The 12,623-nt window shown below is 66.7% G+C and carries 12 protein-coding genes; 5 read left to right on the top strand and 7 right to left on the bottom strand.

Translation table 11 applies throughout. The annotated features are described in order from the left end of the window. The first annotated feature begins 14 nt into the window (after positions 1-14). The 3 genes from AB0M14_RS18795 to AB0M14_RS18785 all read left to right on the top strand — a co-directional run bounded on the left by AB0M14_RS18795 (position 15) and on the right by AB0M14_RS18785 (position 2,802). The gene (locus AB0M14_RS18795; RefSeq protein ID WP_364996463.1) at positions 15-767 is read left to right on the top strand and encodes a crotonase/enoyl-CoA hydratase family protein; all 753 of its coding nucleotides are present in this window, start codon (positions 15-17) and stop codon (positions 765-767) included. 169 nt (positions 768-936) lie between these two features. Then, a complete protein-coding gene (locus AB0M14_RS18790; protein WP_364996460.1) occupies positions 937-2,043 on the top strand; it encodes a DUF4185 domain-containing protein in 1,107 nt (368 codons plus the stop codon). A 69-nt stretch (positions 2,044-2,112) separates the two neighbouring features. Further along, positions 2,113-2,802, top strand: a complete 690-nt coding sequence (locus AB0M14_RS18785) for a class I SAM-dependent methyltransferase (protein WP_364996457.1) — start codon at positions 2,113-2,115, stop codon at positions 2,800-2,802. Here AB0M14_RS18785 and AB0M14_RS18780 read toward each other — a convergent pair whose 3' ends face one another. Together AB0M14_RS18780 and AB0M14_RS18775 are read right to left on the bottom strand one after the other, a co-directional pair. Next, positions 2,803-4,233, bottom strand: coding sequence for an alpha/beta hydrolase (locus AB0M14_RS18780; protein ID WP_364996455.1), 1,431 nt, complete (start codon positions 4,231-4,233; stop codon positions 2,803-2,805). A 71-nt stretch (positions 4,234-4,304) separates the two neighbouring features. Continuing rightward, complete coding sequence (locus tag AB0M14_RS18775) at positions 4,305-4,901, bottom strand: alpha/beta family hydrolase (RefSeq protein WP_364996452.1); 597 nt, start codon at positions 4,899-4,901, stop codon at positions 4,305-4,307. 291 nt (positions 4,902-5,192) lie between these two features. Here AB0M14_RS18775 and AB0M14_RS18770 point away from each other — a divergent pair, with 291 nt between their 5' ends. Then, complete coding sequence (locus tag AB0M14_RS18770; protein ID WP_364996450.1) at positions 5,193-7,019, top strand: acyl-CoA dehydrogenase; 1,827 nt, start codon at positions 5,193-5,195, stop codon at positions 7,017-7,019. Between the two features lie 105 nt (positions 7,020-7,124). Beyond that, positions 7,125-8,207 (top strand): DUF4185 domain-containing protein, encoded by a 1,083-nt coding sequence (locus AB0M14_RS18765; RefSeq protein ID WP_364996447.1) that lies wholly within the window; start codon positions 7,125-7,127, stop codon positions 8,205-8,207. 64 nt (positions 8,208-8,271) lie between these two features. On the opposite strand, the gene AB0M14_RS18760 is transcribed toward AB0M14_RS18765, so the two are convergent. The 5 genes from AB0M14_RS18760 to AB0M14_RS18740 all read right to left on the bottom strand — a co-directional run bounded on the left by AB0M14_RS18760 (position 8,272) and on the right by AB0M14_RS18740 (position 12,604). Further along, positions 8,272-8,580, bottom strand: coding sequence for a hypothetical protein (locus AB0M14_RS18760; protein ID WP_364996444.1), 309 nt, complete (start codon positions 8,578-8,580; stop codon positions 8,272-8,274). A gap of 327 nt (positions 8,581-8,907) precedes the next feature. Further along, the gene (locus AB0M14_RS18755; protein WP_364996441.1) at positions 8,908-9,189 is read right to left on the bottom strand and encodes a hypothetical protein; all 282 of its coding nucleotides are present in this window, start codon (positions 9,187-9,189) and stop codon (positions 8,908-8,910) included. Between the two features lie 586 nt (positions 9,190-9,775). Next, positions 9,776-10,798 carry a hypothetical protein gene (locus AB0M14_RS18750; protein ID WP_364996438.1) on the bottom strand — a complete coding sequence of 341 codons (1,023 nt, stop codon included), beginning with the start codon at positions 10,796-10,798 and terminating at the stop codon, positions 9,776-9,778. Further along, positions 10,795-12,060, bottom strand: coding sequence for an ATP-binding protein (locus tag AB0M14_RS18745; protein ID WP_364996434.1), 1,266 nt, complete (start codon positions 12,058-12,060; stop codon positions 10,795-10,797). The genes AB0M14_RS18750 and AB0M14_RS18745 overlap by 4 nt, the downstream gene beginning before the upstream one ends. A gap of 157 nt (positions 12,061-12,217) precedes the next feature. Continuing rightward, on the bottom strand, positions 12,218-12,604 hold the full coding sequence (locus AB0M14_RS18740; RefSeq protein ID WP_364996431.1) for a DUF4234 domain-containing protein: 387 nt from the start codon (positions 12,602-12,604) through the stop codon (positions 12,218-12,220). Positions 12,605-12,623 lie beyond the last annotated feature (19 nt).

Below are 12,623 nucleotides of genomic sequence, written 5' to 3'. Positions count from 1 at the left end.
GGTAAGATCCGAGGATGAGCTCCAACGTCACACTGCGATTCGAGGGCGATCGGGCCTACGTCGCCCTCGATCGACCCGACAAGCACAACGGCCTGACCCTCGAGATGCTCGGCGGATTGATCGACGCCGCGCATGACATCGCCGCCCGCAAGGGCGTTCGCGCGGTGATCCTGACCGGGAACGGGCCCAGTTTCAGTAGCGGATTGGACGTCGCGAAGGCCACCAGCGATCCACTGGCGATCGTGCGCGCCTTCGTCCCGCTCCCGTGGCGCGGCACCAACACCTTCCAGGAGGCCTGCTGGGCGTGGCGCCGGCTGCCGGTGCCGGTGATCGCGGCCGTGCACGGCCGCTGCTACGGCGGCGGGCTGCAGATCGCACTGGCCGCCGATGTCCGCTTCGCCACTCCAGACGCCGAATTCTCGGTCATGGAAGCCAAGCACGGCCTGGTGCCCGATATGACCGGCGCGGCCTCGTTATCCCAGCTCATCGGCATCGACAAGGCGCTGATGCTGACCATGACCGCCGATGTCGTGGACGCCGCCTACGCCGAGCGCATCGGCCTGGTCACCGAGGTCACCGCGGATCCACTGAAGGCCGCCGAACAGCTCGCCGACCGCATCGCCGACCGGTCTCCGCACGCGGTGGCCGGCGCCAAGCGCATGTTCGATCGCTCCTGGCAGGCCTCGGCACGCCGGACCTTCGCACTGGAACGCGCGACCCAGCTCCCCCTGATCCTGCGCCTGGCCAGGGGCAGCCGCAAACAATAGGCGAACACTGCGATATCAATTTCGCATGATAGTGATGCCCGCCACAATCCGATCCGGCCAGGCTGTTAGCATTCCGCCTGATTTGCCAGCCAGTCGAAGTGTGGCGCTTGACGCGTGACGGTCTGTGTCGGCGTGCCCGCTTCGGCGTGACCCGGAGGGCTTCACCGACTTGCACAAGACCGCTTCCATCCTGCTGTCCACGGTCGCGGGTGCCACGGCCTTCGTACTGACGGTCACTTCCCCAGCCGCGGCAAACCCGAACGCCATCAATCCGATTCCGGTGCTGAACGGCACCAACGGCCTGCCGCATCTGCCGGGGCGCAGCAAAGCGGTATTCCAGGTGACGGGCATGGCCAGCCCCAACAGCACCCACACCTACAACGTGCTGGGCACCGACCTGGGCATCATGTGGGACAACGGGCACGGGGAGATGCTGACCGCGTTCGGCGACACCGCCGGTCTCGGTTTCCCGAACCTGCTCTCCGGCAGCACCTGGGCCTGGCGCAGCAACATCCTGGTGCGCAGCCACACCAAGAACCCTGCCAACGGGATCTACTTCGACAGCGTCGTCCGCGATGTCTTCGGCCAGGCGCGCGACCTGATCGCCAGCCCGAAGATCCCGATGCTGGAGATCAGCCGCATTCCGACCGCGGGCATCGCCGCCAACGGCGCGCAGTACATGAGCCTGATGTCGGTGGCCAGCTGGGACGACGTCGGCCAGTGGACCACCAACTACTCCGGCCTCGCGGTATCCGGGGACAACGGGGAAACCTGGCTCGAGCTGCCCGCCACCCGGCGGCCGAACGAGGGCGGTCACGCCAACTTCCAGATGAACGCCTTCCTGAAGAGCGGCGGCTTCATCTACGAATACGGCACCCCGGACGGACGCAACAATGCCGCGTTCGTGGCCCGGGTCCCCGAGGACGCCCTGGGTGACCTCGGCGCCTACGAGTATTGGGACGGCGAGACCTGGAAGCGCGGCGACGTGAACGCGGCGGCGCCGATCATGGGCAACGTCGGCGAGCTGTCGGTGATGTGGAACGACTATCTCGGACAATACGTTTCGCTGACCACCGACCCGTTCAACTCGGTGGTCATGCGGCGCGCGCCGAGCCCGGAGGGCCCGTGGAGCCCGCCGGAGGTGCTCATCGACACCCGCGAACTGCCTACCGCCTACGCGCCGTCGATCTTTCCGTACCAGACCGGGCGCGACCTGTACTTCGTGACGACGGTGCACACCCAGTACAACGTTCTGCTGATGCGCACCACGCTCTGACACGGCGGCACTCGAACCGGCGGTCGTCCCTGGGGCGGCCGCCGGTTCTTCGTCAATAGACTCGCACCCATGGAAGCGGCCGATTGGGACGCGCGATACGCGCAAAGTGAGCTGGTCTGGGGTGCGCCGCCGAACAGCACCGTCGTCGAGCACGTGTACGGGCTGGAACGTGCCATCATCCTGCGGCCCGAGACGCCGGGCGGCGCGCTGCCCGAGCATCCCCGCGCCTTGGACCTGGCCTGCGGCGAGGGCCGCAACACGTTGTGGCTGGCGACCCATGGCTGGCAGGTGGACGCGATCGACTACTCGCAGGTGGGGATCGACAAGGGGCGCACCGTCGCGACCCGGCTGTCGCGGTCGGTGCGCAGCCGGATCAGCTGGCACTGCGCCGATGTCACCGATCTGGCGGGCGCGGGGATCGCCGGGCCGTACGAGCTGGTGCTGATGGTCTTCTTGCACCTGCCCGCCGCACAGCGCCGCGAGGTGGTGCGCCGGGCCGCGAATCTGCTTGCGCCCGAAGGGACTCTGCTCGTCCTCGGACATGACAGCTCGAATCTCACCGAGGGGTACGGCGGGCCGCAGGACCCGTCCATCCTCTTCACGCCCGAGGACATCGCCGCCGACCTGGGACCGGCGGCGAGCCACGTCCGGGTCCGGCTCGCCGACCGGGTGCTGCGGCCCACCGAGGGCCGCGACGCCATCGACGCCCTGGTGGTCGCCACCCGGCCGCTGCCGGAATCCGGCGGCGACGCGGAGTGATCAGGCGGCCGGGCAGCTGTCGCCCGGCGGCAGCCGGAGGTCGATCAGATAGCCGTCGGCGGCGGCGGTAACGCAGGGCGAGCGGTCGTACATGCCGTGACCCCAGCCGTCGTAGCTGAGCAGCTTCGCGCCCGGCGTCTGCGCCGCGACCTGGACCGCCCATTCGTGCGGTGTGGCCGGATCGTGCCGGGAGTTGAGGATCAGAACCGGCGGCCCGTCCTGGATCAGCGGGCGGTGCGGCGGGTTCTTCGGGGCCACCGGCCAGCCGGAACAGATACTGGCCGCGCCCCAGGCGAAGTGCGACCGCAGCGTGGGTGCGTTGTCCCGCTGTGCCCGCCACAGCCGCTGCCACTGGTCTTGCTCGGCGATGTCGAACTGCCAGTCCGAGCAGAAGATGATCTGCGGCATGGGCACGATCTCCCCGGTGCGCCGCGGCGCCGCCGGAAGTTCGGCCGCACCCCGGGGCTGGGCGGCCAGCGTCCGCAGGTCTTGCGCCAGTTCGGCCCACTCGGGACGGTAAAGCCGTTGCGTCACCGCGCTACTCAGATCGAGCGGGGCCAGCGCCTTGCCCTTGGCATCACGTAATTCGCCGCGCGTGGCGGCGGCGAACAGCTCGCCGTACAACCCGGGCACGTCCTGTCCGTGCAGGACGCAGTGCGGTTCGCGGGCACACCACGCCACGAACTCGGTGAAAGTGTCCTGTCCCGCCCGAGCTTGGGAGGCAAGGAATTCCGCGCCGCCGAGGCTGTGGTCGTCGACGCTGTCGAGCAGTGACGCGCGCAGGTGGCGCGGGAACAGCTCCGCGTACCGCTGCGCGGGCATGGTGCCGTAGGACCGGCTGTAGAGGCTGATCTGCTGCTCCCCCAGCGCTTTCCGCAGCGCCTCGACATCACGTGCGACGCTCTCGGCGTCCAGATGGTCCAGCAGCGGTCCGGTGTGCTCGCGGCAGCTGGCCGCGAGCTCCCTGGCATAGGAATGGGCTTGGTCGAGGCGGCCGCCCGCGTCCGGCACCAGGTTCGGCCGTCCGGTCACCAGGCCCGCGTCGCAGCGCACCGGATTGCTGCGCTTGACCCCGCGCGGATCGAGGCTGACGATGTCGAACCGGGCCCGCAGCCCGGCGGAAAACGGTGTGCCGCGCAGGATCTGGTCGACGCCGGAACTCCCGGGGCCGCCCGGCAGGGAAACGAGCGTGCCGACCCGGTCCGAGCCGTAGGCCCGGTCGCGCACCACAGCCAGCTCGATGGCGTCCCCGTCCGGGTTCGCCCAGTCGATCGGCACCGGCAGGGACGCGCATTCGTAGGCGCCGTTCTCCGCACAGGGTTGCCAGGTCAGCGTGGGTTCCGGGGCCGCCTCGGCCGTGCAGGCGGTCAGCGCGGCGGCGGCTGCCGCCGCGGCCAGCAGCGCACCGGCGAGGGCGCGAGATAACGTCATGCACCGATCTTCGAGCTACCGGGCGAAGCGCCGCATCACGCCGGCGAGGGATGGCGGGTCACCCCGCGGTGCTACTTCGACCAGCGCCGCAGCCACGGCTCGACGGTGGCCTGGATGACATCGAACCCGGTGCGGAACGAGTGCGGCTGTCCGGCGATGACCCGCACCTCGGCGGCGTCGGCCGCCGCCGGGATCCCGAACGGATCGCTGCCCCCGTTGACCACCACCACCGGGATATCCCCAGCCGCGAGCAGCTCCTCGCGCCGCGTTTTCTCGGGCTTGCCGGGTGGGTGCAGCGGAAAGGAGAGCGCGATGACGCCGCGGGCCGCGACCTCGACCGCCGTCCGGCAGGCCACTCGCGCCCCATTACTTCGTCCGCCTTGGATCAGCGGCACGTTCTTCACCTTCTTGCGCAGGGCCGCGACGATCTCCAGCCAGGCTTCGTCCTGCTTGACCGCCGATCCAGGGGCGCGCCTTCCGGCCACTCGGTACGGCTGGGTCACCAGTGCGACCGCCCCGCCCAGTCCGAGCGCCGTATCGCGCACTGCCAGAATGTCTTTCGCGTCGACGCCACCGCCGGAGCCGTGGGTGAGCAGCAGCAGGAAGGCCGGGGAACGCGGCTTGTCGAGCTCGATCTCGGCCGGTCCGGCGCTCGTCTCGATATGCACACCTCACCGTAACCGTTCAGCAATCGGTGAGCCCGGAAGCGCCGTCGGGCGCCCGGAAACGGGCCGAGCGTCCCATTACCCGCAGTCCCAACCAGGGGCAATGAGCCGCAGTGTCTTTCGCGTCACATTGCCCGCTCGAGCCTTTGCCGCAGTGATTACCCGCCGGTAATATGGCACGTAAGTTACCCGCGAGTAGCAAGCTGCACACGGCATGGCTACCCGGAGGCGCACGAACGGGCGGGAACGGCCAACCACCGACCGCACCCGACTCAATGGAGAGTGAGAGACAACATGGGTCACTACAAGAGCAACGTCCGCGACCTGGAATTCAACCTCTTCGAGGTACTGGGCCTGGGCTCCCTGCTGGACAGCGGCGCCTTCGGCGACCTGGACAGCGACACCGTCAAGGAGATGCTCAACGAGGTGCGTCGCCTGGCCGAGGGCCCGCTCGCCGACTCCTTCGTCGACGGTGACCGCAACCCGCCGGTCTTCGACCCCGCCACCCACACCGTCACCCTCCCCGAGTCCTTCAAGAAGTCCTACAAGGCCCTCGAGGACGCCGGCTGGTCCAAGGTTCCGGTCCGCGAGGAGCTCGGCGGCCTGGGCGCGCCGTCGGTCGTCGGCTGGGCCCTGGGCGAGATGATCCTGGGCGCCAACCCGCCCGCGCAGATGTACGCCGCCGGCGCCGGCTTCGCCGAGGTCTTCTACAACAACGGCACCGAAGAGCAGAAGAAGTGGGCTTCGATCATCGCGGAGCGCAACTGGGGCGCCACCATGGTGCTGACCGAGCCGGACGCCGGCTCCGACGTCGGCGCCGGCCGCGCCAAGGCGGTCAAGCAGGAAGACGGCTCCTGGCACATCGAGGGCGTCAAGCGCTTCATCACCTCGGGTGACTCCGACGACCTGTTCGAGAACATCATGCACCTGGTGCTGGCTCGCCCCGAGGGCGCGGGCCCGGGCACCAAGGGCCTGTCGCTGTTCTACGTACCGAAGTGGCACTTCGACTTCGAGACCGAGACCAAGGGCGACCGCAACGGCGTCTTCGTCACCAATGTCGAGCACAAGATGGGCATCAAGGTCTCGGCCACCTGTGAGGTCACCTTCGGCGGCCACGGCGTGCCCGCCAAGGGCTGGCTGGTCGGCGAGGTGCACAACGGCATCGCCCAGATGTTCGACGTCATCGAGAACGCCCGCATGATGGTCGGCACCAAGGCCATCGCGACCCTGTCCACCGGTTACCTGAACGCGCTGGATTACGCCAAGCAGCGCGTCCAGGGCGCGGACCTGACCCAGATGACCGACAAGGCCGCCCCGCGCGTCACCATCACCCACCACCCGGACGTGCGTCGTTCGCTGGCCCTGCAGAAGGCCTACGCCGAGGGCCTGCGCGCGATCTACCTCTACACCGCCGCCCACCAGGACGACCAGATCGCCGAACTGGTCTCCGGCGCCGACAAGGACACCGCGTTCCGCGTCAACGATCTGCTGCTGCCGATCGTCAAGGGTGTCGGTTCCGAGCGCGCCTACCAGTACCTGACCGAATCGCTGCAGACCTTCGGTGGCTCCGGCTTCCTGCAGGACTACCCGATCGAGCAGTACATCCGCGACGCCAAGATCGACTCCCTCTACGAGGGCACCACCGCGATCCAGGCGCAGGACTTCTTCTTCCGCAAGATCGCCCGCGATCGCGGCGTCGCGCTGGCCCACGTGGCCGGCCAGGTGCAGAAGTTCATCGAGTCCGAGGCCGGCAACGGCCGCCTGAAGGCCGAGCGCAAGCTGCTGGCCACCGCGCTCGAGGATGTGCAGGCCATGGCCGCCACCCTGACCGGGCACCTGATGGGCGCCCAGCAGGACCCGAAGGAGCTCTACAAGGTCGGCCTGGGTTCGGTGCGCTTCCTGATGTCGGTCGGTGACCTGCTCATCGGCTGGCAGCTGCTGCGCGGCGCCGAGGTCGCCATCAAGGCCCTCGACAACGGCTCGGACGAGGCGTTCTACCACGGCAAGGTCGCCACCGCGCAGTTCTTCGCGCGCAACGTCCTGCCGGAGCTGACCTCGACCCGCGCCATCCTGTCGAACCTGGACAACGACATCATGGAGCTCGACGAAGCCGCCTTCTGAGGCTGATTCACAATCGAATACACAGACAGCGCGGCCCGGGTTCATCCCGGGCCGCGCTGTTTATGATCGGGCAGACCGCGCGCGCCACAGAAGGGGACCGTCCGGATGAACCGATCGCTGTCTGCACTGGCCAGAACCGGTGCCTGCGTTGCCGCCCTAACTCTCGTCATCGCCGGACCCGCGGCGGCCGATCCCAACAACATCAATCCGATTCCGGTGCTGAACGGCTGGGAGGGGCTGCCGAAGCTGCCCGGCCAGACTCAGGCCGTGTTCCAGATGACCGGCATGGGCAGCCCGAACAAGACCGAGCGGGTCAACATGATCGGGACCGACCTCGGCATCATGTGGGACGACGGCGGCGGCCGGATGATCACCGCGTTCGGCGACAGCGCCGGCCTGGGCATGCCCAACCTGCTCGCGGGCAGCATGTGGGCGTGGAGCTCGAACATGCTGTTCCGCAGCAGCACCCACGATCCGTCCCACGGCATCTACTTCGACAGCGTCGTGCCGAATCCGTTGCCGAGCCCGAAGATTCCGGGCATCGAGATCAGTCTCATTCCGACCGCGGGCATTTCGGTGGGCGGGGTGCAGTACATGAGCATGATGTCGGTGCGGGAATGGGGCGACCACGGCAAGTGGAGCACCAACTTCTCCACCCTCGCCGTGTCCGGTGACGGCGGGCAGACCTGGGGGCAGTTGCCCAATACCCGCCGCGCGAATGTCGACGGCTTCGAGAACTTTCAGCAGAACGCTTTCGTCAAGCGCGACGGATTCGTCTATCGGTACGGCACGCCCGCGGGCCGCGACAATCCCGGATTCGTCTCGCGGGCGCCCGAACCCGCTGTCGCCGATCTCGATGCCTACGAATATTGGGACGGCAAGGAGTGGAAGCCCGATGTGAAGGTCGCTGCGCCCATTGTGGGCGGCGTCGCCGAACAGTCGGTGATGTGGAACGACCATCTGGGTCAATTCGTCATGCTGACTACCGACCCGTTCAATTCGGTGGTGCTGCGTACCGCGCCCGCGCCGGAGGGGCCCTGGAGCGAGCCGCGGGTGCTGATCACGGCCGCGGAACTCCCCACCGCCTACGCCCCGATGATCTTCCCGTATCAAACCGGCCGGGACCTGTACTTCCTGCTGACCGTGCACAGCCAGTACAACGTGATCCTCATGCGAACTCCGTTGTAATACCCGCGGATAAAGCGAAAGCGGCCCGGATCGCTCCGGGCCGCTTTTCCTTACGCGCGAGGCGTCAGGACTTCGGGGGGATCGGGTTGCCCGAGCCGGTGGAGAGCAGCTTGGCCAGCAGGGTGGCGAAGTTCGCCGAGCCGGACGCCGAGCCGGTCTCCTCGGCAACGCCCTTGGGCTTGATCGGGTCGCCGGAACCGGTGGAGAGCAGCTTGTTCAGCAGCGTGGCGAAGTTGGCCGAGCCCGTGGCCGAGCCGGAGGTGGTGTCGACCGGGTCGGTGACAGTGGAGACATCAGCCGAGGCCATACCGGCACCGGCGAAAAGGAAACCGGCGGTCGCGACGGCGACACCCAGCGCACGGATCTTGCTCATGGATAACTCTTCTTCCCTCATCAACAAAGATCGCACCGCGGCCTGCGGCGGATACCGGCTCTTTCTATCACCCGAATTGGTCAGTTCCACACACCTCGGTGAACATCGCGCAAACGATCAGTTGCAGTTTGTTCACCCACGGAGTGGGCCGGGTGTGACCCCACGGAGCTGGAGAGATGCCGCTACCTGGGCGAAAGCGTCGCGGTTCCGAAGGGTTGCCCGCAGCGTCCGAGCAACGTGAAAAATATGAATCCCGGAGAACAAAAATCCCGGCAACGCAAAAGTGCCCTCCCGCAGCTGCGGGAGGGCACTTCGCGACAGTGCTACTTACTCGGTCGGGGCCGGCTTGGTGGCCGAGGAACCGGTGATCAGCTTGGTGAGAGCCTCGATGAGCTCCTTGGACGCCGAGCCGGTGCCGCCGGTCTCGGGCTCCGCGGTGTCCGCCGGGTCGGTCTTCGCACCGGCCGAACCGGTGATCAGCGCGGTGAGCAGCTTGGCCGAGCCGGTGTCCACCGGGGTCTCCTCCTCGGCTCCGGCCACACCGGCGCCACCGAACAGGATGCCGGCCGCGGCAGCACCGGCGATCACGAACGCGCTGAACTTCTTCATAAAAACGATTCCCCTCAGGAAAGATTCACACATCGGCAGCGAGATGACTGACGACCACGTCAGTCCTATCACAACTGAAGTAGCGCAATGGAATACGAGTTCACAGAATGGAAAGATTGCCAATAGCCGACTGTTAACGGGGATTTCATTATGAAACCTCGAGGTCCTTGCCTCGAACCGGATCGACTTCCCGGACCACACTCGGGCGCGCGGATCTGAAACATCCATGTACCCCTTACGTGCGGTCGGTAAACCCCGATAGCCAGCAATCCTCGCGCACAACGCCCACCCATACCGCGGTGAGGTGCGCGAAGAAACCGGCAATATTGCGGAACTTCAGCCTGGTAGCCGGACATTCCGCCAGCCCCCAACTCCCCTGCCAGGCAAGCCGACTTCAGCAATCGGCAAGTTACGGTGAGACATCTTTCACATCAATGAACCTGTAACATTCAGCGGCGGTTCACGATTGGCGACCATAGTGCTAGCAATAGCTGCTCGATATGCCAGCGGGCGCAACCGAATGCGGCTGTGCACACTGCACAAACGCATTTCGATTCCGCGTGGAACAAACAATTGAAGCACGCGGTCAGCGCGGAGTCGGCGGGATCCCAATCTGGGTCGAGCGTGGAAAGTTCGACCAGTTCGGCGTCCGAGTGGGGAAGTTCGGCACTCGAAAGGTGGGCGGGTTCCGCAGCTGCGACGGAATCTGGATGATCGTCGGAGCCGGGTAGCGCGAGGTCGGGGAATCCCTGGGCGAGTCCGAATCGGAGGCTCCCCACACCGCGCGGACGAGGAGGCCGATCAGGACAATCACGCCCCAAAGTACCCAGCCCAAGTTCTTGGCGGGCGCGGCGGGCGTAGCGCTACTGTGCGCAGGAACCGGCCTGGCGACGTCGTTGTGGTCGGCACGGCGCCGGGCCTGGTCGGCCGCGAGCCAATTCAGGGCTTCCCGTACGTCGGCGCCACGCCGCGGATCCAATTGGGCGGCAAGATGTAAGCGGCGTTTCGCGGACTCCGGGCGATTCAAATCGATATCGTTGAGCGCCAGCTCGTGCAGGGCGGCCGCGTGCTCCGGATCCAGCTGCAACGCGGTATTCAAAGCCGCGTCCGCACCGTCGAAGTCGCGCAACTGATACCGCAATACCACCGCTCGGGCCACGTGCACATTGACGTCTTCGGGATCGAGCTCCAGCGCGTGATCCAGCACCTCGAGCGCAGCGGCGGGATTGGTATCCCGTAGCACCAGCGCCATTACGCGGTGGTTTTCCGCTTGCTCCGGACCATTGTCCACCGCACCGCGCGCGAACGATTCCGCCTGCGCGTACAGCCGGTCGCGCTCCGCGCCCGGCGTGGCGGCACGGGCGAGCTCCAGCGTCGCCAAAGCCTTGACCCGCCAGGCGAATTCATAGGTCGGGTCCTGAGCCAGCGCACTGCCCGCGTATTCCGCCGCGCGCTCGTATTGTCCCGACTTGTGCGTGACGTACGCCATGATCGCCAGCGCGTCCGGATTATCCGGCTGGCCGGCCAGCACCAGCGCCGACTGCTCCCGGGCCGCGTCCAGCCGATCCAGCCCGATCAGCACCCACGCCCGGTCCAGCTCGGACGTCACCGCAGCTTCATGCGTTTCATATACCGTGCCAGTTCGTCGTAGGCGCCGTCGGTATTCGCGAATTCCACTACGCTGCGGGCGGATTCGAACCAGGACCCGGCGCTGGGCCGCACCTGCGCCAGCGCCTGATCGATATCGGCCATCCGCACCGGTCGCACGGTGCCGCTGCGGATCGCGTCCGCCATCGCCAGTTGCGTCGCCGAGGTGCAAATATGGGCCAAGTCGGCGCCGGAGAACCCCTCGGTTCGATTGGCGATAGCGCCGAGATCGATCCCCTCGACGGGCCGGTCTTTCAGGTGGTGCCGCAGAATACTCACGCGAGCTTCCGGATCCGGCAGCGTCACCAGAATCATCCGGTCGAAACGGCCTGGTCTGCGCAGTGCGACATCGATATCCCAGGGGTGGTTCGTAGCACCCAGGATGTACACCCCGTCATTGTCGTTGGTGGCCGAATCCATTTCGGTGAGCAGTTGATTCACCACGGTCCGCATCGTCGCCGACCCCGACATCTGACTGCGTTTGTGCCCGAGCGCGTCGACCTCGTCGAGAAACAGCACACAGGGCGCATTGCGCCGCGCCACCTCGAAGATGCCGTGCAGATTCCGTTCGCTCGCGCCGGTGTAGATATCGAGAATGTCGGCGATCTCGATCGGATAGAAGTTCGCGCCCAGCTCACCCGCGACAGCCGAGGCGATAAACGTCTTTCCCACCCCGGGCGGGCCGTACAGCAACAGTCCACCCCGCGCGCTGGTCCCGAAGGCCCTGGCCAGCTCCGGGTTTCGCAACGGACCGAGCAGCGACAAATCCAACTGCTGTTTGACGTCGTCCATTCCGCCGACATCGGCGAGAGTGATCTTGGATTTGCCGAACCGCCCCACATCACCCGCGGCGACTGCCACCGGCTCCCCGCCGTCGACGAAAGCCGGAGCGACGATGTCTTCTACCTCTCGCTCCGCGGCCTGCCAATCGAACCCCGCGGGCCGCTCAGGCGCGACAGGTTGTTGCGGGGCGGGCGCCGAATACGTCGGCGCGGCAGACGTTTGCGCCCCGGGGTTCGCGAGGGCGGCAGTGCACTGCTGGAGCAGTGCCAGCACCTGTTCGTTGCCCGGATCCTGCCCGAGCGCCGTAGCGCACTGCGCCAGCGCGTCGGCGTATCGTGCCCGCTCGGCCAGCAACTCGATCACCCGAACCCGCAACGGCAGCACCTCGGGATTGCCCTCGAGCACCTTCAACAATTCGGTGAGAACCGGATCGTCGGTCACAACGCCCCCAGAAATTTCGCACGGACCACCCACGCGGTGGCTGCCGCGAATGGTAGACCGAGCGACCGACACACCGAAAATGACTTATGGCTGCCCCACCGACGCACGCGGAGCCCGGATCCCTGGAGATCCGGGCTCGTTCGTGCGGACCGGCGTGCTATTGCTGCGGGTCGATGCGGTCGGCGATCTTGTTCAGTTCCAGCTGGTAGTACAGGATGCCGAGGCCGAAGACCAGGTTCAGCAAGAACCCGTACAGCGGCTTGCAGGTACCCTCCAGACCCGCGGACTCCTGCGCCTCGCTGATCCGGGTTCCGGTGCGCCAGAAGCTGATCAGGGCGGCGATACCGGTCCAGCTGAGGAAGATCATCACCAGCAGCGGGCCGGAGACCGGAGCGTTCTGGTCCCGCTTGAGGTCGGCCATCTCGCGATGAATCTTGTAGTACCAGACGAGGAAGTAGATCCCCAGCGTGATGAGCGGAAACACCAGCCACGTCAGCAGCGGATTGCGACGCTGAATCGGCGACATGGTTTGCGTGGTGGTCATTCAGATCCTGTCATCGTTC

Origin of the sequence: Nocardia sp. NPDC051832, from assembly GCF_040681285.1 — a bacterium.
Classification (GTDB): domain Bacteria; phylum Actinomycetota; class Actinomycetes; order Mycobacteriales; family Mycobacteriaceae; genus Nocardia.
The sequence above is the reverse complement of the archived record's forward strand: the minus strand, read 5'-3'. Positions and strand labels throughout refer to the sequence as shown.

Coding starts and splice junctions, on each gene's coding strand:
- AB0M14_RS18795 (WP_364996463.1), top strand. CDS start 15: ATGAGCTCCAACGTCACACTGCGATTCGAGGGCGATCGGGCCTACGTC.
- AB0M14_RS18785 (WP_364996457.1), top strand. CDS start 2,113: ATGGAAGCGGCCGATTGGGACGCGCGATACGCGCAAAGTGAGCTGGTC.
- AB0M14_RS18780 (WP_364996455.1), bottom strand. CDS start 4,233: ATGACGTTATCTCGCGCCCTCGCCGGTGCGCTGCTGGCCGCGGCGGCA.
- AB0M14_RS18770 (WP_364996450.1), top strand. CDS start 5,193: ATGGGTCACTACAAGAGCAACGTCCGCGACCTGGAATTCAACCTCTTC.
- AB0M14_RS18765 (WP_364996447.1), top strand. CDS start 7,125: ATGAACCGATCGCTGTCTGCACTGGCCAGAACCGGTGCCTGCGTTGCC.
- AB0M14_RS18760 (WP_364996444.1), bottom strand. CDS start 8,580: ATGAGCAAGATCCGTGCGCTGGGTGTCGCCGTCGCGACCGCCGGTTTC.
- AB0M14_RS18755 (WP_364996441.1), bottom strand. CDS start 9,189: ATGAAGAAGTTCAGCGCGTTCGTGATCGCCGGTGCTGCCGCGGCCGGC.
- AB0M14_RS18740 (WP_364996431.1), bottom strand. CDS start 12,604: ATGACCACCACGCAAACCATGTCGCCGATTCAGCGTCGCAATCCGCTG.